Origin of the sequence: Cellulomonas sp. B6 (genome assembly GCF_001462455.1) — a bacterium.
GTDB lineage: Bacteria > Actinomycetota > Actinomycetes > Actinomycetales > Cellulomonadaceae > Cellulomonas.
Window position 1 is genome coordinate 13,910 of record NZ_LNTD01000036.1, and the last position, 25,755, is coordinate 39,664.

The following is a 25,755-nucleotide window of genomic DNA, read 5'->3' on the forward strand; positions in this document are numbered from 1 at the left end:
CGGGATTCACTGCACCGAGCACGGTCGCGAGGAGCACGAGCACGGGCACGCGCCGCGAGGGCACGTGGCGCCAGGGCACGCAGAGCGGACGGGGTCGACGATGACCGAGGCGACGAGGACGCCGCTGCTGTCGATGCGCGGCATCAGCAAGAGGTTCGGCGGGGTCGAGGCGCTCGTGGGGGTCGACCTCGAGGTGCACCGGGGTGAGGTCGTCGCGCTGGTGGGGGACAACGCGGCCGGGAAGTCCACGCTCGCGAAGATGGTCGCGGGCGTCCTGACGCCCGACGCCGGGCTGATCGAGATCGACGGCGTCCCCGTGACGATCCCGACGCCGGCCGCCGCGCACGCGCTGGGGGTCGCGACGGTGTTCCAGGAGCTCGCGCTGTGCGACAACCTCGACGTGACGTCGAACCTGTTCCTGGGGCGCGAGCTGCGCGACGGCCGCGGCGCGCGCGACGACGAGCGCATGGAGCAGGTCGCGCGGCAGATCCTGCGCGACCTCACGAGCCGCATCCCGACGGTCCGCGTCCCGCTGTCGCACCTGTCGGCCGGGCAGCGGCAGGCCGTCGCGATCGCGCGCACGCTCATCGGCTCGCCGCGCCTCGTGGTGCTCGACGAGCCGACGGCCTCGCTGTCGGTCGCGCAGACGGCCGAGGTGCTCGTGCACATCGAGGGGCTGCGCGACCTGGGGCTGGGGGTCGTGCTCATCAGCCACAACATGACCGACGTGCGGTCGGTCGCGGACCGCGTCGAGGTGCTGCGGCACGGCCGCAACAACGGGTCGTTCGACGCGCGGTCGACGGGCTACGAGCACATCATCGCCGCGATCACGGGGGCGTCGCGGGCGGCGACGCCCCGTCCGGTGCCGCTGCGGTCCTGAGCGCGGCCCGGCCGGTCGCCCGCCGGGCGAGGACTCCTCGCTCCGGCCGTGGACCGTGTGCACCGCAGAGCGCTGGGTGCGGGTCCCGAACCCGAGCCGCGGCGCCAGCGGGCGGGCGTCTCACCCGCTGCGTGAGCGACATCGCCGTGGTCGCGCTCCCAGATCACCCGGGAGGCGCAGCGGGACCAAGTTGTGATGAGTTCGTGACCGAGAAGGCATCGTTCCCGGTTGACTTCGGGTTCCGAACTTAAGCATGGTTGTCCCGCTGCACCGGGACGAGGACGACCCCCGTCGCGTCCGAGGCAGCCGGGTACGTCCGGTGGGACCGGCACAGCAGCCGCGTCCGCTCCCGAGCAGATCGGGACCGGGAACCTCTCGACGACGAGAAGGAGCACACGATGCGACGCAAGTTCACCATGGTGGCGGCGGCCGGGGCGCTCGCGCTCGGCCTCGCGGCCTGCGGCGGCGGCGGTGCCGGCGCGGGCGGTGGCGGCACCGAGGGCGCCGGCGGCGGCGCCGACCCCAGCGAGATCACGATCGGCGTCGCCATGCCGACCGAGACCTCCGAGCGGTGGATCGCCGACGGCAAGGCCGTCAAGAAGGGCCTCGAGGACCTCGGGTACAAGGTCAACCTGCAGTACGCGGGCGACGACATCCCGACCCAGACCCAGCAGATCGACCAGATGATCACGAGCGGCGCCGACGTCCTCATCATCGCCTCGATCGACGGCACCGCCCTCACGAGCCAGCTCGAGAGCGCCGCCGCGCAGAACATCCCGGTCATCGCCTACGACCGCCTCATCCGCGACAGCGAGAACGTCGACTTCTACGTCACGTTCGACAACTTCGCGGTCGGCGTCGCGCAGGGCACCGCCCTCCTGCAGGGCATGGGCCTCATCGACGCCTCGGGCGTCGCGATCCAGGGCGTCCAGGGGCCGCTCAACATCGAGCTGTTCGCCGGCTCGCCCGACGACAACAACGCCGGGTTCTTCTTCGACGGCGCGATGTCCGTGCTCCAGCCGTACATCGACAACGGCACGCTCGTCGTGAAGTCCGGCCAGACCGACTTCGACACGGTCGCCACGCTGCGCTGGTCGCAGGAGGCCGCCCAGAAGCGCATGGAGGACCTGCTCACCTCCACGTACTCCGACGGCTCCAAGCTCTCGGGCGTGCTCTCGCCGTTCGACGGCATCTCGCGCGGAATCATCACGGCGCTCCAGGGCGTCGGTCAGGGCCCGACGATCGAGGCCGGCCTGCCCATCGTCACCGGCCAGGACGCCGAGATCGCGTCGGTCAAGCTCATCAACGACGGCGTGCAGTCCTCGACGATCTTCAAGGACACGCGCAAGCTCGCCGACCAGTCGATCAAGGTCGCCGAGGCGTTCGTCAAGGGTGAGAAGCCCGAGGCCAACGACACCGAGACGTACGACAACGGCAAGAAGGTCGTGCCGTCCTACCTGCTGACGGTCGACACCGTCTTCGCCGAGGACATCGTCCCGCTGCTCGTCGACTCGGGCTACTGGACCGAGGCCCAGGTCGAGTCGGGCGTCGCCTGACCCGGTGACGCGGCCCGGCCGGGCGATCCCCGGCCGGGCCGCGTCCCCACCGCCCGCCATCCGACCACCACTGAACGGAGGGGTCATGGACCACAGCACCATCCTCGAGATGCGGTCCATCACCAAGACCTTCCCGGGCGTCAAGGCGCTGCAGGACGTCAACCTGACCGTGAGGCGCGGAGAGATCCACGCCATCTGCGGCGAGAACGGCGCCGGCAAGTCGACCCTCATGAAGGTCCTGTCCGGCGTGTACCCGCACGGCACCTACGACGGTGCCATCGTCTTCGAGGGCGAGGAGGTCGAGTTCGGCTCGATCAACGACTCCGAGGGCCGCGGCATCGTCATCATCCACCAGGAGCTCGCGCTGGTGCCGTACCTGTCGGTCGCCGAGAACATCTTCCTCGGCAACGAGGTGCGCGGCGCCGGCCCGCTGATCGACTGGAACAAGGCCAACGCCGAGGCGGCCAAGCTCCTCGCGCGCGTCGGGCTCGACGAGAACCCGACGACGCCCGTGTCGCAGCTGGGCGTCGGCAAGCAGCAGCTCATCGAGATCGCGAAGGCGCTGTCGAAGGAGGTCAAGCTCCTCATCCTCGACGAGCCGACCGCCGCGCTCAACGACAACGACTCCGAGCACCTGCTCGCGCTGCTGCGCCACCTGCAGCAGCAGGGCATCACCTCGATCATCATCAGCCACAAGCTCAACGAGATCGCCGAGATCGCCGGCCGCACCACGATCATCCGTGACGGCCGCACGATCGAGACGCTCGACATGAGCGACCCCGGGTCGACCCAGGACCGCATCATCCGCGGCATGGTCGGCCGTGACCTCGAGCACCGCTACCCCGAGCGCACGCCGGACATCGGCGAGGAGGTCCTGCGCGTCGAGGACTGGACGGTGCGGCACCCCACGCAGATGGACCGCGTCGTCATCGACGGCGCGTCGTTCACCGTGCGGGCCGGCGAGGTCGTCGGCATCGCGGGGCTCATGGGCGCCGGGCGCACCGAGCTCGCGATGAGCATCTTCGGGCGCACGTACGGGCGCGGCATCACGGGCCGGATCTACAAGAACGGCCAGGAGATCCAGGTCCGCAACGTCGACGAGGCCATCAACCACGGCCTCGCGTACGCCACCGAGGACCGCAAGCGGTACGGCCTCAACCTCATCCAGGACATCCGGCAGAACGTGTCGGCCGCCGGTCTGCGACGCCTCGCGCGCCGCGGGTGGGTCAACGGGAACGAGGAGGTCCGGGTCGCGGAGGAGTACCGCGCGAGCCTGAACATCAAGACGCCGACCGTCATGGCGGTCGTCGGCAAGCTGTCGGGCGGCAACCAGCAGAAGGTCGTGCTGGCCAAGTGGCTCTACACCGAGCCCGACGTGCTGATCCTCGACGAGCCGACGCGCGGCATCGACGTCGGTGCGAAGTACGAGATCTACACGATCATCAACAAGATGGTCGCAGCGGGGAAGGCGGTCGTCGTCATCTCCTCCGAGCTGCCCGAGCTGCTCGGCATCTGCGACCGCGTCTACACCCTCGCGTTCGGGCGGATCACCGGTGAGCTGCCCGTCGCCGAGGCCACCCAGGAGCGGCTCATGGAGCTCATGACCATGGAGCGCGAGACAGCAAAGGACCTTGCCTCATGACGGCCATCGCCGGCTTCCGCGAGATGGTGACGCGGAACCTCCGCCAGAGCGGCATCTTCGTCGCGTTCCTCGTGATCGTCGCGCTCTTCTCGTTCCTGAACTCGAACTTCCTGAGCCCGGGCAACCTCACGAACATCGTCCTGCAGTACTCGTACATCCTGATCCTCGCGATCGGCATGGTCATGGTGATCGTGCTGGGGCAGATCGACCTGTCGGTCGGCTCGGTCGTCGCCCTCACGGGCGCCGTGTCCGCGGTCCTCGTGATCCGCCACGGCCAGCCCTGGTGGGTCGGCGTGCTCGCGGCGCTCGCCGTCGGCGTCGTGGTCGGAATGTGGCAGGGCTTCTGGGTCGCCTACGTGGGCATCCCCGGGTTCATCGTCACGCTGGCCGGCATGCTGCTGTTCCGCGGTCTCGCGCAGCGCGTGCTCGACAACGTCTCGCTGTCGCCGTTCGGCGGCACGTACTACGACATCGCGAACGGCTTCTCGACCAACGGCCTGCTCGGCGGCTACGGCGTGGACGTGTTCACGCTCGTGATCTTCGGCATCGCGGTGGTCGGGTTCGGCGTCAGCCAGTGGCGCACCCGGATGGGCCGCATCGCGTACCAGCAGGTCGTCGAGGCGCTCCCGCTGTTCGTCCTCAAGCTCGTCGCGATCGCCGCGGTCGTCATGTGGTTCGGCTACCAGCTCGCGCAGTCGCGCGGCCTGCCGAACATCCTCATCGTGCTCGCCGTGCTGATCCTGGCCTACTCGGTCATCACGCAGCGCTCGGTGTTCGGGCGTCACATCTACGCGATCGGCGGCAACCTCAACGCCGCGCAGCTGTCGGGCGTCAAGGTCCGGCAGGTGACGTTCTGGACGTTCGTCAACATGGGCCTGCTGGCCGGTGTCGCGGGTGTCGTGTTCTCGTCCCGCATGAACGGCGCGCAGCCGGGCGCGGGCAACATGTTCGAGCTCGACGCGATCGCCGCGGCCTTCATCGGCGGCGCATCGACGACCGGTGGCGTCGGCCGCGTGACGGGTGCCATGACCGGTGCGCTGATCATGGCCGTCATGAGCAACGGCATGCAGCTCATGGGTGTCCCGCAGTCGGTCCAGCAGATGGTCAAGGGCCTCGTGCTGCTGCTGGCCGTCGCGTTCGACGTCTGGAACAAGCGGCGCGCCGAGGCGCGCTGACCCCACGTCGCGCGCCCCGCACCGGACCGCCGGTGCGGGGCGCGCGACGTGCACCCCGGACGGGACCGACGTGCGCGTCGGTGCCCAGGTCCGACCGCTAGGCTCGGCCGACGTGAGGGGACCGATGTCGGGATCGCAGTCGTCCCTGCGGGGCGCCAACCGCGCGCTCGTCGTCGAGACCGTCAAGCGCTACGGCGGCCTCACCCAGGTCGAGCTGACCGCGGCCACCGGCCTGTCGCCCGCGACCGTGAGCTCGATCGTCAAGGAGCTCCTCGCGGCCGGCGCCGTCGACACGCACAGCACGATCCGCTCGGGGCGCCGCGCCCAGCTCGTCACGATCGCGCGGCAGACCGGGCTGGCGGCCGGGGTCGACGTCGGTCCGCGCCACCTGCGCGTCGCCCTCGGCGACGTGACGCGCGAGATCGTCGCCGAGCAGACGCTCCCGCTGCCGGCCGACCACCGCGCCGACACGACGCTCGACCGGGTCGCGCTCCTGGTCATCGACCTGCTCGAGCGCGTCGGCGCAACGATCGACGAGCTGGTCGGGCTGGGTGTCGGGCTGCCGGCACCCGTCGAGCCCGGCACCGGGCTGGTGACCGTGCGGGGGCTGCTGCGCGGCTGGGACGAGGTCCCGGTCGTGCACGTGCTGTCCAAGCGACTGGCCAAGCCCGTGCTGGTCGACAACAACGCGAACCTCGGGGCGCTCGCCGAGAGCCGGTTCGGTGCCGCACGCGGCTACCAGGACGCCGTGTACGTCGCGGCCGGCGCCGGGACGGGCGCCGGCATCATCCTGTCGGGGCACCTGCACCGCGGGTTCGGCGGCACGGCGGGTGAGATCGGGCACGTGCAGGTCGACCCGCAGGGTCGCATCTGCCGGTGCGGCAGCCGCGGCTGCCTCGACACGGTGGTCGGGTACCCGGCGCTCGTCGAGCCGCTCACCGTCAGCCACGGCACGCTCACGCTGCGCGACCTCGTGCAGCACGCGGTCGACGGGGACCCCGGCTGCCGGCAGGTCGTGGCGGACGCCGGCGCCGTGATCGGCGGCGTCGTCGCGGGCATGGCGATGGTGGTCAACCCGCAGTGCGTGGTCATCGGCGGCGAGCTCGCCGAGACGGGCGACCTGCTCGTGCAGCCGATGCGCGAGGCCATCTCGCGGCGGGTGCCGCTCAACCAGATGGTCACGCTCGACGTGGTGCCGGGCGACCTGGGGGTGCGGGCCAAGGTGCTGGGCGCGCTCGCGCTGGTCCTCGAGGCCACCGACCAGGCGGGTGCGGACGGTGCCGGGCCGGGCGTCGGCGTCGACGTCCGTGAGGGCTGACCGGAGGGTGGCCGGGAGCAAGGTGGCGGACAGGTTTGACGGCCCCCCGGGCGGGGGAAAGACTGGTCGGGACGTGCGCGACGAAGGGCAGGTGGGCGAGGCCGTGGGTGTCGGCAGGCGGGCCCCTGTGCTCTCGGTGCAGCAGGTGTCCAAGCGGTTCGGGGCGGTCGAGGCGCTCGTCGGGGTCGACCTGGTCGTCCGCCCGCACGAGGTCGTCGCGCTGGTCGGGGACAACGGTGCGGGCAAGTCGACGCTCGCGAAGATCATCTCCGGCGTGCTCCAGCCTGACGCGGGTCTGCTCGAGATCGGCGGGGAGCCCGTGGCGCTGCCGTCGCCGTCCGACGCGCACCAGGCCGGTGTCGCCACGGTGTTCCAGGACTACGCGCTGTGCGAGAACCTCGACGTGACGGCCAACCTGTTCCTGGGTCGTGAGCTGCGCGAGCGCACGCTCATGCGCGAGGGGGAGATGGAGCGGGTCGCCCGCCGGATCCTGCACGACCTGTCGAGCAGGATCCCGGCCGTCCGCACGCCCGTGTCCCACCTGTCCGCCGGGCAGCGTCAGACCGTCGCGATCGCGCGGACGCTGATCGGCTCGCCGCGCCTCGTCGTGCTCGACGAGCCGACCGCCGCGCTGTCGGTCGCCCACACGGCCGAGATCCTCACGCACATCGAGCGGCTGCGGGAGCTCGGGCTCGGTGTCGTGCTGATCAGCCACAACCTCAACGACGTGCGCGCGGTCTCGGACCGCATCGAGGTGCTGCGGCACGGTCGCAACAACGGCTCGTTCGACGCGCGGCACGTGTCGCAGGAGGAGCTCCTCGCGGCGATCACGGGAGCGACCCAGGTCGCGACGTCCAGCACGTCCGACGCGCTGCTCTGACGCCCGCTGCGGGGAGCCCGGGCTCTCCGGGGCGCGCCGTTCCCACGGGTGCGCCGTGCGGGGCGTGCCGCGAGCGGGGACGCCGCGTCCGGCGGCCGCCCCCGGCCGCCGGACGGCCGGTCGTCAGTGCGCGGCGGCGACGCGGCGCAGACCCAGCCCGCCGAGCACGAACCCGGTGCCGGTGCCGACCACGGCGAGCGCGACGCCGAACGCGATGACCGAGGTCAGCAGCGAGCCCCGCACGAAGGTGCCCTGCGCCACCGTGTCACGCATCGGGTCGTCCTGGTCCATGGTCGCGTAGGTCTCGCCGTCGGCCATGCCGGCGATGTGGCCCTTGATGGCCTCGGTCTGCGCGAACGCGGTCCACGGCGAGGAGATGGGCTGCCCGGCGAACGCGGGTGCGTCCTCGGCCACCATCGCGCGCTCGGACGCCAGGCCCTGGGAGACGGCGACCCAGGCTCCGGCGCCCCCGAGGACCATGAGCACGCCGAGCGCGACGAGGAGGGTGCCGAGGAGCCGGACGCGGCGGTCGCCGCGTCGCGCGGGAGCGGAGGAGTCGGTCCGGGAGGTGCTGCTGGCTGCGAGCTCGGCGGTCATGGGTGGGTCCTTCCGATGGCCGGGAGCGTCCTCGTGGACGCGACGACCTACGGTGGTGGGTGAAATCTCAAGGACGCATCCCGTGAAACGGTTCGTATGACCTGAGTCACAGACTTTCGTCTCTGGTGTCCACGCCGTGGACCGGCCCCGGGACGTCGTGCACCCCGGGGCTGGTCCACGCCTGACGTCAGCCGACCGTGCAGGCGGCGCCGTTGAGCGAGAACGACGTCGGAGCGGTGTTGGTGCCGCCGTGCGAGCCGTTGAACCCCAGCTGCACCTCACCGCCGGCGGGGATGCGGCCGTTCCACGCGGCGTTCGTCACCGTGACCTGGGCGCCCTGCTGGGTGGCCGTGCCGCTCCACGCCTGCGTCACCTGCTGACCCGAGGGGAACGCGAAGCGCAGCGTCCAGCCGTCCACGGCTGCGTTCCCGGTGTTGCGCACCGTGAGGGTGGCCGTGAAGCCCGTCGGCCAGTCGCTCGTCGAGTAGCCCACCGTGCAGGCGCCCGCGGGCGCGGCGGGGGTGGGCGTCGGCGTGGGCGTCACGGTCGGCGTCGGCGTCGGCGTCGGCGTCGGTGAAGGGGTGGGCGTCGGCGTGGGCGTCGGAGTCGGCGTGGGCGTCGGCGTGGGCGCCGGCCGGTCGAGCCCGAAGAACGCGATCGCCGCGGACGCGTCGACCGGCAGGTTGTGGGTCGTGCCCTGCAGGCGGTTGGTCTCGAACGGGGCGAGCGTGCCGGTGCCGCCGTAGCGGGCGCGCGTGCGGTTGCCGATCGTCTCGCTCGACGCGGGCGTCGCGCTGATGCCGAGCACGTTGGTCCACTGCTTGGTGGCCTCGGTGAAGTTCTGGAAGCTCAGCGTCTCGTCGTTCGTGCCGTGCCACAGCTGCACGCGCGGCCGGGGGCCGGCGTACCCGGGGTAGGTGGCGCGGGCGAGGTCGCCCCACTGCTGCGCGCTCAGCACGCGGCGGCCCTGCGCGCAGTCGCTGTTCCAGCCGGCCTGCGCGGTCGTCCCGGGCTTCGGGCCGTTCGTCGCGAAGCAGGTCGCCGGGACGCCCGCGAACGCCGACCCCGCCGCGAACACGTCGGGGTACTCGGCGAGCAGCAGCTGCGTCGTCATCGCGCCCGAGGACACGCCCGTGACGAACACGCGCGAGGTGTCCGTCTGGTAGCGCTGCTGCACGTAGCGCACCATCTGCACGATGCTCTGGGGGTCGCTCCCGCCGTCGCGCGTCATGGCGGCGGACGAGGACACGTCGAAGCAGCTCCCCGGCCGGTTCGTGCTCGGGTACACCGCGATGAAGCCGTGCTGCGACGCGAGCTCGTCGAACTGCGAGCCGTTGAACATCGCCTGCGCGCTGCCCGTGCAGTAGTGCACGACCACGAGCACCGCCGGGTCGGGGGCGACGCGGTCGGGGACGAACAGGTGCATCTTGAGGCCGCCCGGGTTCGTCCCGAAGCCGGTCACCTCGACGAGCGAGGCCGCCTGCGCGGGCGGTGCGGTGGCGACGTCCGCCGCGCCGAGCGTCGCGAGCGCGATCGCCGCGGCCGCGAGCGTCGCGCGCAGCGCGCCCGGTCGTCGGGAGCGGTGCGGACGCGGGTGCCCGGGCCGGGTGCCGGGTCGGGTCGTGCGCATGGGGTCCTCCGTGCTCGCCGGCCGCGCCGGCGCTGGTCACGCGGCCCGTCGTCGGCGACGGGCCGTCGGCCAGAGCATCGACCCCGGGGCGGCGCGCGCGCACGGCCCGAAACGGTTCGGGCCGCGCGGCGCCCGCGGGGCGTCAGCGGAAGACGATCGTGCGGTGCCCGTCGAGCAGCACGCGGTGCTCGGCGTGCCAGCGCACGGCGCGTGCCAGGGCGCGCCGCTCGACGTCCTGCCCGAGCGCGACCAGGTCGGCCACCGCGTGCGAGTGGTCGACGCGCTCGACGTCCTGCTCGATGATCGGCCCCTCGTCGAGGTCGCCGGTGACGTAGTGCGCGGTCGCGCCGATGAGCTTGACGCCGCGCTGGTGCGCCTGCGCGTACGGGCGGGCGCCCTTGAAGGACGGCAGGAACGAGTGGTGGATGTTGATGACGCGCCCCGACAGCCGCCGGCACAGGTCGTCCGACAGGATCTGCATGTACCGCGCGAGCACGACGAGCTCGACGTCGAGCTCCTCGACCAGCTCGAGCAGCCGCGCCTCGGCGGCCGCCTTGGTCGCCGACGTCACGGGCACGTGGTGGAACGGGATGCCGTAGAAGTCGGCGAGCGGGCGCAGCGTGTCGTGGTTCGACACGACCGCGACCAGGTCGACGGGCAGGTTCTCCGCCTGCTGGCGGAACGCGAGGTCGTTGAGGCAGTGCGCCGCCGTCGACACCATGACGAGCGTGCGCACCGGGCGCCCGGCCACGTCGAGCTGCCACGTCATGTCGAAGCGCTCGGCGAGCGCGGCGACGTCGGTGCGCAGGGCGTCGACGGTCGCGTCGGTCGACACCTGCACGCGCATGAAGAACAGCCCCGACAGCGGGTCCCCGAACTGCTGCGACTCGGTGATGTTCCCGCCGTGCTCGGCCAGGAGCCCCGCGACGGCGGCGACGATGCCCGGACGGTCGGGGCACGACAGGGTCAGGACGAGGGGGGTCGGGTCGACATCCGAGGTGTGGGACACGAGGCCCGAGAGTAGTGCGCGGGCCGCGCGGGCTGAGACGATGACCGCATGACGGCCCTCGACATCCGCCCGGTCACGGTCGACGACGCCGGTGAGCTGCTCACGCTGCGGCGCGCCGCGTTCGTCACCGAGGCGCAGCAGTACGGCGACCCGAACATCCCGCCGCTGACCCAGACGCTCAAGGAGCTCAAGGCCGACCTCACGGCCGACGGCGTCATCACGCTCGGCGCGTGGTGGGGGCACCGGCTCGTCGGGTCGATCCGCGTCCTCGTCGAGGGCGGCAAGGCGACGCTCGGCCGGTTCGCCGTCGCACCCGACCTGCAGGGCAAGGGCATCGGCACGGAGCTGCTCTCCGCGATCCTGCCGACCCTCCCGGACGGCATCGAGGAGGTCTGGGTGTTCACGGGCCGCGACTCGCTGCAGAACATCGCGCTCTACAACAAGGCCGGCTACGAGCACCAGCACGACCAGACCGCCGGCGACCTCACCTACGCCTACCTGCGCAAGCTCCTCGGCGACGGCGAGGCCGTCCAGGTCTGACGCGGTCGACTTCTCGGCACCCCGCCCGCACGTCCTGCACGCCCCGCGACGCAACCTTCGCGGGGCGTGCGGCGTGTAGAGGGCATGAGGACGACGACGTCGCCACCGGCGACCGAGGGGGATGCCGTGCCACGACCACCCGTGGCGGCCGGCGACGAGCGCGTCGAGGGTCTCGACCTGCTGCCGCCCGACGGCCGCACGCGCGACGACGAGTTCGCCGCGTTCATGGTCGGGGCCGCACCGGCGCTGGCCCGCACGGCGTGGCTGCTGTGCGGCGACGCGCACCAGGCCGACGAGCTGGTCCAGCAGGCGCTCGTGCGCACCTACCTGGCGTGGGACCGGGCGCGCGAGCGCGAGCCGCTCGCGTACGCGCGCCGGGTGCTGGCCAACCAGCGGGTCACGACGTGGCGTCGTCGGCGCCGCGAGGTGCTGCTCGGCCCGGCGGGCATGCCCGAGACCCCGGTGTCGGGCGCCCAGGACGCGCACGCCGACCGTGACCAGCTCGTGCGGGCGCTCGCGCTGCTCACGCCGCGGCAGCGGCGCGTCGTGGTGCTGCGGCACCTCGAGGGGCTCAGCGAGAAGGAGGTCGCCGACGACCTCAGCGTCTCGGTGGGCACGGTCAAGTCGACGGCCTCGCGCGCGCTCGTGACGCTGCGCGGGGCCCTGCAGGACGACGACGGGGCGCGACCCGGTGCGGGCGCGCGAGAGGCGGGTGCGTGATGGACCAGGACGAGCTGTTCGTGCAGGGGCTGCGGGCGCGGGCCGACGCCGCGGTGCCACGCGTCGACGTCGACGTGGACCGCGTGGTGCCGCGTGCGCGGCGACGACGTCGGGTCGTGCGGGGCGCGGCGGGGGCGACCACGCTGGCGCTCGTGCTCGGGGCCACGTGGGGGGCGAGCGCCGTGCTGGGGGTCGGACCGGTGCGGGATGCGCCGCCCGCGGGGCTGGGCACGGGGCGCTCGGGTGCGGACCCGGCCGTCACCGCGGCGCCATCGCCGGACGCAGACGCTCGCCCCACGGTCCCGGCCGATGCGGGCGTCGCGGACGACGGCACGGTCACGGGTGTCCCTGGCGACCCGTGGGACGGTCCGGACCGGTACTGGTACACGCTCAAGGAGTCATCCTGGGGGTACGAGGAGCGCAACGAGACGTGGAGCAGCCGCGAGCGGCCGGGGCTGAACGTGACGGACGGCGACCTCTCGACCGCCTGGGCGCTGTCTCCGCAGCCGGGGCTGGGTTCGTGGGTGATCGGCGGCGTGCGGTACGAGCAGCTGGCCGATCCCCGGTTCCTTCCGACGGATCCGGCGGAGCTGGCGACGGCGGTGCGCGCGGGCCTGCTGCCCGACCGCGGCGCGGGAACGGACGACGACAAGGTCTTCGGCGAGGCTGTCAGTGCGCTCGGTGACGCAGGTCTGTACCCGCGCGACCTGCGTGAGGCCTTCTGGGGCGTGCTGGCGTCGCTGCCCGGTTCGCAGGTCGACGTGGGCGAGGACGGTCGTGGGAGGACCGGAGAGGTCCTGACGCGGGTCACGTCCGGGGGGCAGACGCGCCGGCTCGTGCGTGATGCGGCGACCGGGCTCCTGCTCGAGGAGAGCTACGTCGGCGGCGGGTACACCCGGTACCTCGAGCAGCGGACCCGGGACGACATCCCGCTCGAGCCGACGATCGAGATGACCGGGTGTCTCGCCTGGTGCTGACGCGAGCCGCGCGTCAGAGGCCCGCGCTCGCGGGCTCGGCCTGACGGTCGAGGGCGCCGCTGGGCGGCGGCACGGCGGCGGTCGCCGCGGGCCGCCGCCGTCGGCGCAGCAGCGCGTGCGCCGCGGGCTGCCCCACGACGACGCCCGCGAGCACGGCGACGACGCCGGCGACCTGCAGCGGGCCGAGGCGCTCGCCGCCCAGTGCGAGCCCGACGGCGACGCCGGTCACGGGGTTGAGCAGGCCGACCAGGCCGACCGACCCGGCGGGCAGGTGCCGCAGCGCGGCGAACCACGCGACGTAGGCGAGGGCCGTGGCGACGAGCGACACGTAGGCGATGCCGAGCCAGCCGCGGCCGTCGAGCGCCGGGGGAGCGCCCTCGGCGAGCGCCGCGACGGGTACGAGCAGCAGGCCGCCGGCGACGAGCTGCCAGGACGTGGTGGCGAGCACGTCGACGTCGTCCTTCCAGCGGGTCGCGAGGACGAAGCCGACGGAGGACATGACCATCGCGGTGGCGCCCGCGGCGACGCCGACGGAGTCGACGGCGACGGCGCCCGTGACGAGCATCGCGACGACGCCCGCGAGGCCGAGCCCGGCACCGAGCATCGAGGCCAGCCGCGGGCGCTGCCCGAGCAGGGGCCACGCGACGAGCGCGAGCACGAACGGCGAGACGGCCATGACGGTCGACGCCACCGACGTCGGCAGGCGCTGGGCGGCGACGTAGACGAGCACGAAGAACGCGCTCATGTTGATCGCCCCGAGCACCAGGGACCGCCACCACCACGAGCCGCGCGGGCGGCGGCGCGCGAGCGCGAGCAGCACGAGCCCGGCGGGCAGGGCGCGCAGCACCGAGCCCCACAGCGGGTGGCTCGCGGGGAGCGTGTGGGCGGTGACGTAGTAGGCGGCTCCCCAGGTGACGGGGGCGATCGCGGCGACGAGCGACCAGCGCCAGGTGTTTTCCACGGAAGACAAAATATCTGACGAGGAAGATATATTCCAGCCATGCCCGCGTCGTCCCCGTCACCCGTCCCCGACCGGCTCGACCTCATCGGTGCGGCCTGGCGCGCCGAGCGTCCCGACCTCGACGTCCGGCCCCAGCAGGTCGTCGGCCGGCTGCACCGCGTCGCCAACCACCTCACCGCCGAGCTCGTCGCGGTCTACGAGCAACACGGTCTGTCCGAGGGCGACTTCGACGTCCTCGCGACCCTGCGCCGCGCCGGGGCGCCCTACGCGCGCTCGTGCGGCGACATCGCCGCGCACACGCTCGTCACCAGCGGCGGCGTCACCAAGCGCGTCGACCGCCTCGAGCGCGCCGGCCTCGTGACCCGCCGCGTCGCCGACGACGACGCCCGCGCCCGCCTCGTCGAGCTCACGCCCCGCGGTCGCGAGGTCATCGACGCCGCGTTCACCGACCACATGGCCAACGAGCACCGCCTGCTCGACGCGCTCACGCCGCAGGACGCCGACACCCTCGAACGCATCCTGCGCACGTGGCTCGCCGCCCTCGAGGCGCCTCCCACCACCGCCTGAGCCGCGCCGACCACGTGCCCCGCACGTCCCGGCCCCGGCCCCGGGCGCGCAGACACCTCGCCGACGGACACCGTTCCGGTCGACGGACAGGCGCGTGCGCCTGTCCGTCGTGCCGTGCCGCTGTCCGTGGACGTCCGGGGGTGCGGCCCGTCGGGGTGCGGGTGCGGTGCCGAGACGTCCGGGGCTCGGTCTGGAAAGGTGGGGCGGTCGGCGCGTGACGGTTGGTAGTGTGGGCCGGGTCGCGACTGGCGCAGCAGGGTGGGTCACCACCGGGGAGCGACGCAGCAGCTGGACCGACGGGTCGGACGCCTGGGCCCCACGGTCACCCCACACCCATCGGTGTGCGGGTGCGCCGGGAGCGACCCGCACAGTTGACTGCGACAGGAGAGCACCGCGCATGAGCGACAACGTGCTGGACCAGAACATCGCCGACCTCGACCCCGAGATCGCCGCCGTCCTCGACCGCGAGCTGGCGCGCCAGCAGGGCACCCTCGAGATGATCGCGTCCGAGAACTTCGTGCCGCTCGCGGTCCTGCAGGCGCAGGGCTCGGTGCTCACCAACAAGTACGCCGAGGGCTACCCGGGCCGCCGCTACTACGGCGGCTGCGAGGAGGTCGACGTCGCCGAGACCATCGCGATCGAGCGGGCCAAGGCCCTGTTCGGCGCGGAGTTCGCGAACGTCCAGCCCCACTCGGGTGCCACCGCGAACGCGGCGGTGCTGCACGCCATCGCGCGCCCCGGCGACACGATCCTCGGCCTGGCGCTCGACCAGGGCGGCCACCTCACGCACGGCATGAAGATCAACTTCTCCGGCCGCCTGTACGACATCGTCGCCTACGGCGTGGACCCCGAGACGTCCCTCGTGGACATGGACGAGGTCCGCCGCCTCGCGATCGAGCACCAGCCGAAGGTCATCATCGCGGGCTGGTCCGCGTACCCGCGCCAGCTCGACTTCGCGGCGTTCCGTGCGATCGCCGACGAGGTCGGCGCCTACCTGTGGGTCGACATGGCGCACTTCGCGGGCCTCGTCGCCGCGGGCGTGCACCCGAGCCCCGTGCCGCACGCCCACGTCGTGTCCTCGACCGTCCACAAGACGATCGGCGGCCCCCGCTCGGGCTTCATCCTCACCAACGACCCCGACCTGGCCAAGAAGATCAACTCCGCGGTCTTCCCCGGCCAGCAGGGCGGCCCGCTCATGCACGTCATCGCGGCGAAGGCGACGGCCTTCAAGATCGCCGGCACCCCGGAGTTCCGCGACCGGCAGGAGCGCACGCTGCGCGGCGCGCGGATCATTGCCGAGCGCCTGGGCCGGCAGGACGCGAAGGACGCGGGCGTCGCGGTCCGCTCCGGCGGCACCGACGTGCACCTCGTGCTGGTCGACCTGCGCGAGTCTCCCCTGGACGGCAAGCAGGCCGAGGACCTCCTGCACGAGGTCGGCATCACGGTCAACCGCAACGCGGTGCCGAACGACCCCCGCCCGCCCATGACCACCTCGGGCCTGCGCGTCGGGACCCCGGCGCTCGCGACCCGCGGCTTCGGCGACGAGGAGTTCACCGAGGTCGCCGACATCATCGCCGAGGCGCTCGTCGGCGGCTCCGCGGCCGACGTCGCGGCGCTGCGCGCCCGGGTGACGGCGCTCACCGAGCGCTTCCCGCTGTACCCCGGCCTGAAGCAGTACTGAGCGGAGACCCCCATGACCGCTCAGAAGCTCGACGGCACGGCCACCGCGGCCGCCCTCAAGGCCGAGCTCACCACCCGCGTCGCGGCGCTCGCCGCGCGCGGCGTGGTGCCCGGGCTCGGCACGCTGCTCGTCGGCGACGACCCCGGCTCGCGCTGGTACGTCAACGGCAAGCACAAGGACTGCGCCGAGGTCGGCATCTCCTCGATCCGTGAGGACCTGCCCGCCGACGCGAGCCAGGCCGACATCGAGGCCGCCGTGCGCCGCCTCAACGACGACCCCGCGTGCACCGGGTTCATCGTGCAGCTGCCGCTGCCGAAGGGGATCGACACGCACCGCGTGCTTGAGCTCGTCGACCCGGCCAAGGACGCCGACGGCCTGCACCCGACGAACCTGGGCCGGCTCGTGCTGCGGGTGAACGAGGAGATCGACTCACCCCTGCCGTGCACGCCGGCCGGCATCGTCGAGCTCCTCGAGCGGCACGGCGTGCCGCTCGCGGGGGCGGACGTGGTCGTCGTCGGGCGCGGCGTGACCGTCGGCCGCTCGATCGGCCTGCTGCTCACGCGGCGCGCGATCAACGCGACCGTCACGCTCACGCACACCGGCACGGCCGACCTCGCGGCGCACACGCGCCACGCGGACGTCGTCGTCGCGGCCGCGGGTGTGCCCGGCATCGTCACGGCCGACATGGTGAAGCCCGGCGCCGCCGTCGTCGACGTCGGCGTCTCGCGCGCGACCGACCCGGAGACCGGCAAGAGCCGCGTCGTCGGCGACGTCGCGCCCGACGTCTGGGACGTCGCGTCGTGGGTCAGCCCCAACCCGGGGGGCGTCGGGCCCATGACGCGTGCGATGCTGCTGCAGAACGTCGTCGACACAGCCGAGCGTCTCGCCGGCTGAACGACCGGCACGACGAGGCCCGGGTGCACGAGCACCCGGGCCTCGTCGCTTCCGGGCCGCGCCGCATCCGGTGTGGACGCGGCGCGGGCCCCGGGGGAGCGGCGCCGATGCTGCGACGCGGCCGCGCGGCGACGAGCTCGCGCGGCGATGAGTTCGGCGCGTGCGGCGGGTCTACCCCGTCGTCCGCACGCACGCGACGAGGAGCCGACCATGACCGCGATCCGCACCCACCTGTGGTTCCCCGAGCGCGGCGCCGAGGCCGCCGAGTTCTGGGTGTCCGTCGTGCCGAACTCACGCATCACCCGCGTCGTCCACGCGTCTGAGGGCGTGCCCGACGTCGAGCCCGGCGCGCCGTTCGTCGTCGAGCTCGAGCTGGACGGGCACGCCGTCACCGTGCTGACCGCGGGGCCGTCGTTCACGCTCGACGAGGCGTTCTCGTTCGTCCTCGCGGTCGACACGCAGGAGGAGGTCGACCGCTACTGGGACGCGCTGGCCGCCGACGGCGGGTCGCACGGCCCGTGCGGCTGGCTCAAGGACCGCTTCGGCGTCTCGTGGCAGGTCGTCCCGCGCGCGCTCGACGAGATCCTGGGTGGCCCCGACGCCGCGGGCGTGCAGCGCGCGACGCAGGCGATGCTGCAGATGACGAAGCTCGACGTCGCCGCGCTGGAGGCAGCCTACGCGGGGGAGTGAGACCCGCCACGACCGCCCCGGGGGCCGCCGGCGGTGTCGGTGGCGTGGGGCAGGATGGCCGCGTGCTGACAGTCGCCACGGTCAACGTCAACGGGATCCGCGCCGCGTTCCGGCGGGGCATGGGGGAATGGCTCGACGTCCGCAAGCCGGACGTGCTGCTGCTGCAGGAGGTGCGCGGCAGCGACGAGATCCTCGCCGACCACCTCTCGCCCGACCAGTGGCACCTCGCCCACGAGGCCGGGCACGCCAAGGGGCGTGCGGGCGTCGCGATCGCCAGCCGGTTGCCGATGAGCGCCGTGCGCATCGGGCTCGGCACCGACGTCACGGGTGACGCCGGCCGCTGGGTCGAGGCGGACCTCGAGGTCGTGGGGGAGGACGGCGCGCCCGCGCGGACGCTGACGGTCGTGTCGGCGTACCTGCACTCGGGAACGGTCGGGACGCCGTCGATGGACGAGAAGTTCGCGTTCCTCGAGCACGTCACCGCGCGGCTCGCCGCGCTCGCGGCCGACGGGCGTCCCGCGGTCGTCGCGGGCGACGTCAACATCGCCCACCGCGAGGTCGACATCAAGAACTGGCGCGGCAACGTCAAGAAGGCCGGCTTCCTGCCCGAGGAGCGCGCGTACCTCGACCGCTGGTTCGACGAGCTCGGGTGGAGGGACCTCGGGCGGGAGCACGGCGGCGACGGTCCCGGGCCGTTCACGTGGTGGTCGTGGCGCGGGCAGGCGTTCGACAACGACGCGGGCTGGCGCATCGACTACCAGCTCGCGACGCCCGCGCTCGCCGACCGCGCGCGGACGGTCACGGTCGACCGAGCGGCCACCTACGACGCGCGGTTCTCCGACCACGCCCCCCTGGTCGCCGAGTACGACCTCTGAGCGACCGACCTCCCGCGACACGCGACGGGGCCCGGCGGACGCACGTCCGCCGGGCCCCGTCGCGCGTGCGTCAGACGCCGCCGCGCAGCGCCGAGATCGGTTCGATCGACGCGGCCTTGAGCGACGGGTACAGGCCCGCGAGCAGGCCGATGAACCCGCCCGCGAGGGCAGCGACCCCGACCATCCGCAGGTCGAGGATCGGCGTCCAGCTCTGCACCGCCGACACGATGGTCACGGCCGCGACCCCCAGCGCCGCACCGACCATCCCGCCGAGCAGGCCGACCACCACGGACTCCACCATGAACTGCGCCGCGATCTGCCGGCGCGTCGCCCCCAGGGCACGGCGCAGACCGATCTCCCCGACGCGCTCCAGGACCGACAGCAGCGTGACGTTGGCGATGCCGACGCCACCGATGAGCAGCGCGACCGCCCCCAGGGCCAGGAAGATCGTGTTGATGTCCGCCTGGACGCTCTGCTGCACCGACGAGGTCGAGGCCGGGGCCTGCACCGTCACGGTCTCCGGCGCGTTCGGGTTCAGCGCGGTCGGCAGCTGCGACGCGACGACCGGCCCGGCCGCGACCGCGATGTGCATGTGCAGCTCCTGGGCCGAGGCCAGGCCCAGGTCGGTGCGTGCCGTGCCCATCGGCAGCACGACCGCCGAGCGCATGTCCGTGCGGCGCACCATGCCGTCGACGATCCCGATGACCTGGTAGGCGCGGTCGCCGATGAAGATCGACGGCTGCCGGTCGACGCGGCTCACGCCGAGGCGCTGCGCGGCGTCGACGCCCAGCACGACCACCCGGTCGCCCCGCGTGTCGTGGCCCTCGTCGAAGTAGCGGCCCTGCACGACGCGCCCGTCCAGCGCCTCGAGCGCGTGCGCGCTCGTGGCCAGCAGCGTCGGGCTGGTGACCCGCGGCGCCGACGGGTCGTGCACGGGAACCGCGGTGATCTCGCGGTCGCCCGCGTCGACCTCGGCCACCAGCGCGGCCGCGTCGACGCCGTTGAGCCGCTCGGCACGGTCCGGCGCGTCCCAGGGGAGGGGCGCCAGGGCGCGCTCGTTGCCGTTGAAGCCACGGTTCGTTGCGGGCTTCGCGACGGCCTGGGTCGCGGCGACGGCGTCGAACTGCTTGTTGATCTGCCCGGCCGCGGTCTGCGCGAGCCCGACCGTCACGACGACCGACGCGATCCCCAGGACCGTGCCGAGGATCGTGAGGATCAGACGCCCGGGTCGGGCGCCGATGCCGGCGGCGGCCTCGGCGAGCAGGTCGCGCGGGCCGAACCGGTCGGTGCGGGGCACGCGCTGCGCCACGGCGGTCATGCGATCTCCCGCAGGTGCCCGTCGGCGATGCGCACGCGCCGCTGGGCGCGTGCGGACACGTCGTCCTCGTGCGTGATGACCAGGAGCGTCAGGCCCCCGGCGTGCAGCTCGTCGAACAGCTCGAGCACGGCCTCCGAGCTCTCGGAGTCCAGGTTGCCCGTCGGTTCGTCCGCGAGCAGCACGCGCGGCTGGGACACGACGGCCCGGGCGACGGCGGTGCGCTGGCGCTCACCGCCCGACAGCACGGTCGGCGGGAAGTCGAGCCGGTGCGACAGACCGACGCGCTCGAGCGCCGCCACGGCGCGGTCGCGGCGCTCGGCACGCGGCACACCGCTGTAGATCGTCGCGAGCAGCACGTTCTCCAGCACCGAGCGGTGCGGCAGCAGGTGGAACGCCTGGAACACGAAACCGATGTGGCCGGCGCGCAGCGCGGCGCGCTCGCGCTCGCTCGCGTGGGCCGTCGGGATGCCGTCGAGCAGGTACTCGCCGTCCGACGGACGGTCCAGCAGGCCCAGCAGGTTCAGCAGCGTGGACTTGCCGGAGCCGGACGGCCCGACGACGGACAGGTACTCGCCGGCACCGACGCTGAGGTCGGCCGGGTGCAGCGCGTGCACGGGCGGGTCGCCGGGGAACTGGCGGGCGGTGCCGCGCAGCTCGACGACGGGTGGGACCTCCGACGGCGACTCGGTGGGCGCGTCGCCGAGCAGGTCCAGGACCGTCACGCGTCCTCCCCGGACTCGTCGGACGTGTCGGCGCTCTCGTCGGCACCCTTGTCGCCGTCGTCCTTGGCGCTCACGCCGACGACCACGAGGTCGCCCGCCTTGATCGGCTGCTTCGCGTCTGCGATCTCGACGTAGCCCGACGCCGCGAGCCCGGTCGTGACCTCGACCAGCGTGCTGGTGCCGCCGGACATCACCTCGATGCGGCTCTCGCCGCCGGGGCCGGCGGTCAGAGCGGCGAGCGGCACGGCGAGGACCTCGCCGTCCGTGGAGCTGACGGGCACGCGGACGCGCACGTTGGTGCCCTGCAGCGACGCGAGCTGCTCGGGCGTGAGCTCGCCGACCGAGAACACGACCTTGCGGCGGTCGCCCGTGGGTGCCTTGGCCTCGCCGGACCCGCCACCCGCGGCGGCGTCCGGCTTCGCCTCGACATCGGTGACCTCGGCGACCGTGACGGGCACGTCGGTGCCGTCCACGCTCATCGCCCCCACGGTGCCGGGCGTCAGGAGCTCGGCGTCGGCGCGCGACGCCGTCGCGGTGACCTGGACGGTCGCGCCCGACACGCTCATGAACTTGCCCTGCACCACGCCGCCACGCTCGACGGACACCGCGTCCACCCGGCGGGGGAGCGAGGGCAGGTAGACGACCTCGTTCGCCGGGAGCGGCGTGAGGGCGTCGGACTGGGCCTCGGCGAGCGCGTCGCGCGCCGCCTTGAGCTGGTCCTGCGCCGCGCGGACGGCGTCGCGCTCGATCGTGGTGTCGGGGGCGACGTCGAGCGCGGCCCGCTCCGAGCGGGCCGTAGCGACGGCCGACTCGGCCTCGACGAACGCGGGCGCCGCACAGCTGGGGACGGACGGGTCGCGGAACTGCGGTCCGGGCTCGACGCCGTCCGGGGTGGTGGGCAGCGGGGGCTTGGCGCACTCCTCGCGGAGGAAGGCCAGCTGGGCCTCGGCCACGCGCAAGGCGCCGTCGAGCTGAGCGGTCGACGGCCCGGCTCCTGCGCCCTTCCCGGCGTTGGCGAGGCCCGCCTGCGCCGAGCGCACACCGGCCTCGGCGCTCGTCACCGCCTCCTGCGCGCTGCGCACGGCGCCGGTGACCTCCTCGCCACCGGTCGGCGACTCGTACCCGACCTTCTGGTAGAGCGCACGCACACCGGCTGCGGTCGCGCTGCTGTACGTCGCGTCCGCGGGGTCGCCGCCGTCGAGCCCGACCGCGCGCAGGGCGGCCTTGAGCTGCTGCACGTCGGGACCGGACACGCCGGACCGCAAGGTGCGGTACGTGGGCAGGTCGCCCGGCAGCGCGATCACGGGGCGGCCGGCGACCTCGAGCACGACGGTCGCGGGGTCGACGGTCGCGCCGACCTCCTTGACCTGGCCCGTCACGACGGCCGGACCGCCGAGGTCGCCGACCTCGACCTTGAGGTCCACCGGGTCGTCGTAGCCGACGTCGCCGCGCAGCACGACCTCGTTGCCGATCACCCGGCTCTCGACGGGCACCGTGATGGGGCCCGCGGTCGGCGGGGCGGCGTTGGCGGCCGCCTGACCCGGCGAGACGATCAGCCGGGACAGGCCCAGCCCCGCCGCGAGGCAGACCACGGCGACGACCGCCATGGCGACGATGGTGCGGCGACCGCCGCTGACATGGCTCGACACCTTGCTCACGGAGTGCTCTCTACTCGGCGCGACGCGTCACTTGGACGCGGTCTGCTTGTCGGCGACGGCCTGGAGCTGCGCGCCGTACTTGTCCCACATGCGCTTCTCGATCTCGAGGTTCGCCTTCTTGTACGCGTCGTAGTAGCCCGCGGAGTCCTTGCACTTCCAGTCGACGGTGGCGAGCGCGATCTCCTTCTTCTTCAGCTCGGCCATCTTGGTGGCGTCGGGCGTGTAGTCGAAGTTCGCGAGCTCCTCCTCGGTGGCGCCCTCCGGCGGGGCGACCGACTCGTAGAGGCCGTTCAGCTCGTCGTAGATGCTCTGCTGCGCCTCGTCCGGCGTCGTGAAGTCGTACCCGCCGTCGGCCATGCACGACGCCCACTTCTCCGTCGCCGCCCGCAGCTTGGGGTCGTCGGCGAGGTTCTCGTACTCGGCGGACATCTCCTCGTTGAGCGCCTTGATGGCCGGGTCGTCCCAGAGGGCGTTCTGGTCGTAGACCTCGTGCTGGGCCTTGCCCTGGCAGCCGGCCTCCTCCCAGTTGTACTCGTACTCCGTCGCGGCGTCGGGGTCGGCCTCGGGGTCGACCTCGGGCGGGGTGCCGTACAGGGCCGCGTAGAACTCGGTCTGCTCGCTCTCGGACATGCCGGCGACGTAGTCGGCGTTCGGGTCGACCCACTCCTCGCCGGTGTCGCGGCCACCGAACAGGTCGTCGCTCGTCGACGCGCCGTAGCCGTACTGCTCGGCGAACTCCTGCGACTCCCAGTCCGGTGCGTCGTCACCGCTCATGACGCCGGCCGACCCCGTCATGGGCTCGTTGGGGGTGTACTCGAAGCCCTGCTCGGACATGCAGGTCGCGACGATCTCCTCGACCTGACGCTGCTGGGCCTTCGAGTCCTCCTCGTCGTACGAGCCGCCGATCTTCTCGAAGAACGCGGACAGCGGGCCGGTCTCGGAGTCGGACGGCGTGGAGCCACCGTCCGTGCATCCCGTGAGGACGAGCGCCGTGATCACGGCGGCGACGGGCAGGACGGTGGTGCGACGCATCGGTGGGCCTCTCGAAAAGGGGTCGTGACGAGCGGGGACGTCATCGGGCGGACGCCCTCGGCGAGCGTCGTTTTCGACCCTAGCGAACCCCGGGTTGCGCCGTGGTCATTCTGCGGTATGACCCTGCAGGGCGGTTGGCATCCTCAGGTCGGGTCCTGCGACGGCCCGTCGGACGGGCAGCTCAGTCGTCGGCGTCGTCGGCGTCGTCGGCCGGCTCCGGCCAGGTCAGCACCCAGCCGTCGAGCTCGGCGCGGTGCTCCTCGACGTACGCGGTCTGCGCCGTCCGCATGGCGTCGTCGACGGCTCGCTCCAGCCCCACCTGCTCGTCGCAGCCGACGTCGGCGGTCGCGACGCGCAGCTCGAGCTCGCGCAGCTCGCTGCGCCGCGGCTCGGGGATCGGGCCCGCGCCGCCGGGGCGGGCGGCGTCGACCTTGCCCTGCACGTCCGCGCGCGCGTCGGCCGGGGTCTCGTACCCCGGCACCCCCGCGTCGTCCATGCAGACCCGCCACTCCTCCTCCAGGGCGGCCACGGCGGGGGACTCCCTCGCCTCGGCGTTGAGGCGGGACGCCTCCTGGAAGAAGTGCAGGAACGTCTCGTCGGACCAGGCGTCGTCGCCGTCGGGCTGCAGCGCGGCGCAGCCTCTCTCGGGCTCGCCGACGGGGCCGTCAAGGGCGAGCTGGTAGGCCTCGCGCTCGGCAGGGCTCATCGCCGCGACCCTCTCCTGGTTGGGGTCCTCGGCGGTCTGCTCCGAGGTGGACGTGCCGAGGCCCTCGACCATGCCGTAGCCGTGCTCACGCGTCCACGCGGAGTCGCCGCCCGGTGCCCAGACGACGCCGGACGACCAGGTGTCCCCGAACGGCACGTGGTCGAAGCCCTGCGCGTGCATGCACGCCGCGACCGCGTCGGCGCCGGCGATGCGCGCGCGCTCGGCCGCGGCCGTGGTGCGCGCGAGGTACTCGGCGGTGTACTCGTTCAGCGGGCCGGCCATCGTCGGTTCGTCGGTCACGGCCCCGCCGTCGCTGCACGCCGACGGCGCGGCCGCCACCACGACGGCTGCCAGCACGGTCCGGACGGCCCGCTGCACCCCTGCCCTGCGTCGCCCCTGCACGAGCAGGACACTAGCCAGGCTGGCGGTGCGGCGGTGCCGGTTCGGCGGGTCAGCCTGCGGGCGGCGCCGCGACGGCGACCGCGAACGCGGGCGCCGTGAGGCCCTGCGCGGCGAAGGCGGCCGCCACGGACCTCGCGACGGCCTCGAGGTCGTCCGCCCCGACCAGCGCGATCGCCGAGCCACCGAACCCGCCGCCCGTCATGCGCGCGCCCCGTGCGCCCGCGGCCCGGGCCGCGTCGACCGCGACGTCGAGCTCGCGGCACGACACCGCGTAGTCGTCGCGCAGCGACGCGTGCGACGCGTCCATGAGCGGGCCCACGGCCTCGACGGCGTCGGCGTCGAGCGCCGCGACGAACGCCGTCACGCGCGCGATCTCCGAGACCACGTGCCGCACGCGCGGCACCAGCGCCTCACCGTCGGGCGTCGCGGCCAGCGCCTCGAGCGCCCACGCGTCGCCGCGCGGGTCGTCCGCGACGTCCCGCAGCGAGCCGACTCCGAGGCGGCGCGCGGCCTCCTCGCACGAGGCCCGCCGCTGCGCGTACTCGCCGTCGACGTGCGAGTGCTCGGCGCGCGTGTCCACCACGAGCAGGGCGAGCCCGTGCGCCGCGAGGTCGAACGGCACGTGCCGCACGGCGCCGTCGCGGCAGTCGAGCAGCAGCGCGTGACCCGCGCGCGCCCGCAGCGACGCGGCCTGGTCCATGCCACCGGTCGGGGCGCCGGCCATCTCGTTCTCGGCGCGCACGCACACCTCGGCCAGCGTCGCGCGGCCGGCGTCGTCGGTCGCCGCACCAGTCGTGTCCACCGTCCCGGCCAGGCCCAGGCCGTGCAGCGCGTCGAGCGCGACCGCCACGGACGCCTCGAGCGCGGCGGACGACGACAGGCCCGCGCCGAACGGCACGCACGAGTCGATCGCGAGGTCGAACCCGCCCACGGCGTGCCCCGCCTCGCGCAGCGCCCACGCGACGCCCACGACGTACGCGGCCCAGCCGCCCACCCCGCCGGGTGCCGCGTCGGCCAGGCGCACCTCGCGCACGCCCGACGGCTCCTGCGCCGAGACCAGGCGCACAAGGTCGTCGTCGCGCCGTGCGACCGCGGCGTACGTGCGGTGCGGCAGCGCGATCGGCAGCGCGAGGCCGTCGTTGTAGTCCGTGTGCTCGCCGATGAGGTTGACGCGCCCCGGCGCCGACCACACGCCCTCGGGTGCGGCGCCGTACGTCGCGACGAACAGGTCTCGCGCGCGCCGCTCACCCTCGGCGCGGTCCCACGCGGGGGTCCAGACGGGTGTCGTCATGTCGTGCTCCGGGGTGGTCGCGTCGGTCGGGGCG

24 protein-coding genes and 1 riboswitch are annotated in these 25,755 nt (G+C 73.5%); of the genes, 14 read left to right on the forward strand and 10 right to left on the reverse strand.

What is annotated here, in order from left to right; translation table 11 throughout:
* Nucleotides 1-100: 100 nt before the first annotated feature.
* The 6 genes from ATM99_RS02305 to ATM99_RS02330 all read left to right on the forward strand — a co-directional run bounded on the left by ATM99_RS02305 (nt 101) and on the right by ATM99_RS02330 (nt 7,451).
* Nucleotides 101-880, forward strand: coding sequence for an ATP-binding cassette domain-containing protein (locus ATM99_RS02305; protein WP_062101339.1), 780 nt, complete (start codon nt 101-103; stop codon nt 878-880).
* Between the two features lie 398 nt (nt 881-1,278).
* Nucleotides 1,279-2,436 carry a multiple monosaccharide ABC transporter substrate-binding protein gene (gene chvE / locus ATM99_RS02310; protein WP_062101340.1) on the forward strand — a complete coding sequence of 386 codons (1,158 nt, stop codon included), beginning with the start codon at nt 1,279-1,281 and terminating at the stop codon, nt 2,434-2,436.
* A gap of 85 nt (nt 2,437-2,521) precedes the next feature.
* Nucleotides 2,522-4,078 carry a multiple monosaccharide ABC transporter ATP-binding protein gene (gene mmsA / locus ATM99_RS02315; RefSeq protein ID WP_062101341.1) on the forward strand — a complete coding sequence of 519 codons (1,557 nt, stop codon included), beginning with the start codon at nt 2,522-2,524 and terminating at the stop codon, nt 4,076-4,078.
* Complete coding sequence (gene mmsB / locus ATM99_RS02320; protein WP_062101342.1) at nt 4,075-5,253, forward strand: multiple monosaccharide ABC transporter permease; 1,179 nt, start codon at nt 4,075-4,077, stop codon at nt 5,251-5,253. The genes mmsA and mmsB overlap by 4 nt, the downstream gene beginning before the upstream one ends.
* Before the next feature lie 124 nt (nt 5,254-5,377).
* Entirely contained in the window at nt 5,378-6,571 is a 1,194-nt protein-coding gene (locus tag ATM99_RS02325; protein WP_062101343.1) for an ROK family transcriptional regulator, read from the forward strand.
* Between the two features lie 73 nt (nt 6,572-6,644).
* Nucleotides 6,645-7,451: an ATP-binding cassette domain-containing protein gene (locus tag ATM99_RS02330; protein WP_062101344.1), complete on the forward strand. Its 807-nt coding sequence runs from the start codon at nt 6,645-6,647 to the stop codon at nt 7,449-7,451.
* A 123-nt stretch (nt 7,452-7,574) separates the two neighbouring features.
* Here the strand turns inward: ATM99_RS02330 and ATM99_RS02335 are convergent, their stop codons facing one another.
* The 3 genes from ATM99_RS02335 to purU form a co-directional block, all read right to left on the reverse strand.
* Nucleotides 7,575-8,048 carry a hypothetical protein gene (locus tag ATM99_RS02335; RefSeq protein ID WP_062101345.1) on the reverse strand — a complete coding sequence of 158 codons (474 nt, stop codon included), beginning with the start codon at nt 8,046-8,048 and terminating at the stop codon, nt 7,575-7,577.
* A gap of 187 nt (nt 8,049-8,235) precedes the next feature.
* On the reverse strand, nt 8,236-9,678 hold the full coding sequence (locus tag ATM99_RS19850; RefSeq protein ID WP_062101346.1) for a PHB depolymerase family esterase: 1,443 nt from the start codon (nt 9,676-9,678) through the stop codon (nt 8,236-8,238).
* Nucleotides 9,679-9,820: 142 nt separating this feature from the next.
* On the reverse strand, nt 9,821-10,687 hold the full coding sequence (gene purU / locus ATM99_RS02345; protein WP_062101347.1) for a formyltetrahydrofolate deformylase: 867 nt from the start codon (nt 10,685-10,687) through the stop codon (nt 9,821-9,823).
* Between the two features lie 48 nt (nt 10,688-10,735).
* Here purU and ATM99_RS02350 point away from each other — a divergent pair, with 48 nt between their 5' ends.
* From ATM99_RS02350 to ATM99_RS02360, 3 genes are all read left to right on the forward strand, one after another.
* On the forward strand, nt 10,736-11,227 hold the full coding sequence (locus ATM99_RS02350; RefSeq protein WP_046528878.1) for a GNAT family N-acetyltransferase: 492 nt from the start codon (nt 10,736-10,738) through the stop codon (nt 11,225-11,227).
* Nucleotides 11,228-11,353: 126 nt separating this feature from the next.
* On the forward strand, nt 11,354-11,947 hold the full coding sequence (locus ATM99_RS02355) for a SigE family RNA polymerase sigma factor (RefSeq protein ID WP_223304769.1): 594 nt from the start codon (nt 11,354-11,356) through the stop codon (nt 11,945-11,947).
* Nucleotides 11,947-12,924 (forward strand): hypothetical protein, encoded by a 978-nt coding sequence (locus tag ATM99_RS02360; RefSeq protein WP_062101348.1) that lies wholly within the window; start codon nt 11,947-11,949, stop codon nt 12,922-12,924. Before ATM99_RS02355 ends, ATM99_RS02360 begins: the two co-directional genes overlap by 1 nt.
* A gap of 13 nt (nt 12,925-12,937) precedes the next feature.
* On the opposite strand, the gene ATM99_RS02365 is transcribed toward ATM99_RS02360, so the two are convergent.
* A complete protein-coding gene (locus tag ATM99_RS02365) occupies nt 12,938-13,885 on the reverse strand; it encodes a DMT family transporter (RefSeq protein ID WP_082659145.1) in 948 nt (315 codons plus the stop codon).
* Between the two features lie 39 nt (nt 13,886-13,924).
* On the opposite strand from ATM99_RS02365, the gene ATM99_RS02370 reads away from it, so the two are divergent.
* The 5 genes from ATM99_RS02370 (at nt 13,925) to ATM99_RS02390 (ending at nt 18,592) form a co-directional block, all read left to right on the forward strand.
* Nucleotides 13,925-14,452, forward strand: a complete 528-nt coding sequence (locus ATM99_RS02370; RefSeq protein WP_062101349.1) for a MarR family winged helix-turn-helix transcriptional regulator — start codon at nt 13,925-13,927, stop codon at nt 14,450-14,452.
* A 231-nt stretch (nt 14,453-14,683) separates the two neighbouring features.
* A riboswitch (ZMP/ZTP riboswitch) is annotated at nt 14,684-14,774 on the forward strand.
* A gap of 75 nt (nt 14,775-14,849) precedes the next feature.
* Nucleotides 14,850-16,133 carry a serine hydroxymethyltransferase gene (gene glyA, locus ATM99_RS02375; RefSeq protein WP_062101350.1) on the forward strand — a complete coding sequence of 428 codons (1,284 nt, stop codon included), beginning with the start codon at nt 14,850-14,852 and terminating at the stop codon, nt 16,131-16,133.
* Nucleotides 16,134-16,145: 12 nt separating this feature from the next.
* Entirely contained in the window at nt 16,146-17,027 is an 882-nt protein-coding gene (locus tag ATM99_RS02380; protein ID WP_062101351.1) for a bifunctional methylenetetrahydrofolate dehydrogenase/methenyltetrahydrofolate cyclohydrolase, read from the forward strand.
* A 210-nt stretch (nt 17,028-17,237) separates the two neighbouring features.
* Nucleotides 17,238-17,717 (forward strand): VOC family protein, encoded by a 480-nt coding sequence (locus tag ATM99_RS02385; protein ID WP_062101352.1) that lies wholly within the window; start codon nt 17,238-17,240, stop codon nt 17,715-17,717.
* A 62-nt stretch (nt 17,718-17,779) separates the two neighbouring features.
* Nucleotides 17,780-18,592: an exodeoxyribonuclease III gene (locus ATM99_RS02390; protein WP_062101353.1), complete on the forward strand. Its 813-nt coding sequence runs from the start codon at nt 17,780-17,782 to the stop codon at nt 18,590-18,592.
* A 70-nt stretch (nt 18,593-18,662) separates the two neighbouring features.
* Here the strand turns inward: ATM99_RS02390 and ATM99_RS02395 are convergent, their stop codons facing one another.
* The 6 genes from ATM99_RS02395 to galK all read right to left on the reverse strand — a co-directional run bounded on the left by ATM99_RS02395 (nt 18,663) and on the right by galK (nt 25,721).
* Nucleotides 18,663-19,910: an ABC transporter permease gene (locus tag ATM99_RS02395; protein WP_062101354.1), complete on the reverse strand. Its 1,248-nt coding sequence runs from the start codon at nt 19,908-19,910 to the stop codon at nt 18,663-18,665.
* Nucleotides 19,907-20,632: an ABC transporter ATP-binding protein gene (locus tag ATM99_RS02400; RefSeq protein WP_082659147.1), complete on the reverse strand. Its 726-nt coding sequence runs from the start codon at nt 20,630-20,632 to the stop codon at nt 19,907-19,909. Before ATM99_RS02400 ends, ATM99_RS02395 begins: the two co-directional genes overlap by 4 nt.
* Nucleotides 20,629-22,290 carry a hypothetical protein gene (locus ATM99_RS02405; RefSeq protein WP_190278749.1) on the reverse strand — a complete coding sequence of 554 codons (1,662 nt, stop codon included), beginning with the start codon at nt 22,288-22,290 and terminating at the stop codon, nt 20,629-20,631. Before ATM99_RS02405 ends, ATM99_RS02400 begins: the two co-directional genes overlap by 4 nt.
* Before the next feature lie 27 nt (nt 22,291-22,317).
* Nucleotides 22,318-23,322, reverse strand: coding sequence for a hypothetical protein (locus ATM99_RS02410; protein WP_062101356.1), 1,005 nt, complete (start codon nt 23,320-23,322; stop codon nt 22,318-22,320).
* Between the two features lie 181 nt (nt 23,323-23,503).
* Nucleotides 23,504-24,328: a hypothetical protein gene (locus ATM99_RS02415; RefSeq protein ID WP_150118078.1), complete on the reverse strand. Its 825-nt coding sequence runs from the start codon at nt 24,326-24,328 to the stop codon at nt 23,504-23,506.
* A 151-nt stretch (nt 24,329-24,479) separates the two neighbouring features.
* Nucleotides 24,480-25,721, reverse strand: coding sequence for a galactokinase (galK, locus tag ATM99_RS02420; protein WP_062101358.1), 1,242 nt, complete (start codon nt 25,719-25,721; stop codon nt 24,480-24,482).
* Nucleotides 25,722-25,755: the final 34 nt, after the last annotated feature.

What these genes read in the sequence shown, in the direction of transcription:
- ATM99_RS02305 (WP_062101339.1), top strand. Translation starts at nt 101, where the DNA reads ATGACCGAGGCGACGAGGACGCCGCTGCTGTCGATGCGCGGCATCAGC.
- chvE (WP_062101340.1), top strand. Translation starts at nt 1,279, where the DNA reads ATGCGACGCAAGTTCACCATGGTGGCGGCGGCCGGGGCGCTCGCGCTC.
- mmsA (WP_062101341.1), top strand. Translation starts at nt 2,522, where the DNA reads ATGGACCACAGCACCATCCTCGAGATGCGGTCCATCACCAAGACCTTC.
- mmsB (WP_062101342.1), top strand. Translation starts at nt 4,075, where the DNA reads ATGACGGCCATCGCCGGCTTCCGCGAGATGGTGACGCGGAACCTCCGC.
- ATM99_RS02325 (WP_062101343.1), top strand. Translation starts at nt 5,378, where the DNA reads ATGTCGGGATCGCAGTCGTCCCTGCGGGGCGCCAACCGCGCGCTCGTC.
- ATM99_RS02335 (WP_062101345.1), bottom strand. Translation starts at nt 8,048, where the DNA reads ATGACCGCCGAGCTCGCAGCCAGCAGCACCTCCCGGACCGACTCCTCC.
- ATM99_RS19850 (WP_062101346.1), bottom strand. Translation starts at nt 9,678, where the DNA reads ATGCGCACGACCCGACCCGGCACCCGGCCCGGGCACCCGCGTCCGCAC.
- ATM99_RS02350 (WP_046528878.1), top strand. Translation starts at nt 10,736, where the DNA reads ATGACGGCCCTCGACATCCGCCCGGTCACGGTCGACGACGCCGGTGAG.
- ATM99_RS02360 (WP_062101348.1), top strand. Translation starts at nt 11,947, where the DNA reads ATGGACCAGGACGAGCTGTTCGTGCAGGGGCTGCGGGCGCGGGCCGAC.
- ATM99_RS02370 (WP_062101349.1), top strand. Translation starts at nt 13,925, where the DNA reads ATGCCCGCGTCGTCCCCGTCACCCGTCCCCGACCGGCTCGACCTCATC.
- glyA (WP_062101350.1), top strand. Translation starts at nt 14,850, where the DNA reads ATGAGCGACAACGTGCTGGACCAGAACATCGCCGACCTCGACCCCGAG.
- ATM99_RS02380 (WP_062101351.1), top strand. Translation starts at nt 16,146, where the DNA reads ATGACCGCTCAGAAGCTCGACGGCACGGCCACCGCGGCCGCCCTCAAG.
- ATM99_RS02385 (WP_062101352.1), top strand. Translation starts at nt 17,238, where the DNA reads ATGACCGCGATCCGCACCCACCTGTGGTTCCCCGAGCGCGGCGCCGAG.
- ATM99_RS02395 (WP_062101354.1), bottom strand. Translation starts at nt 19,910, where the DNA reads ATGACCGCCGTGGCGCAGCGCGTGCCCCGCACCGACCGGTTCGGCCCG.
- ATM99_RS02410 (WP_062101356.1), bottom strand. Translation starts at nt 23,322, where the DNA reads ATGCGTCGCACCACCGTCCTGCCCGTCGCCGCCGTGATCACGGCGCTC.
- galK (WP_062101358.1), bottom strand. Translation starts at nt 25,721, where the DNA reads ATGACGACACCCGTCTGGACCCCCGCGTGGGACCGCGCCGAGGGTGAG.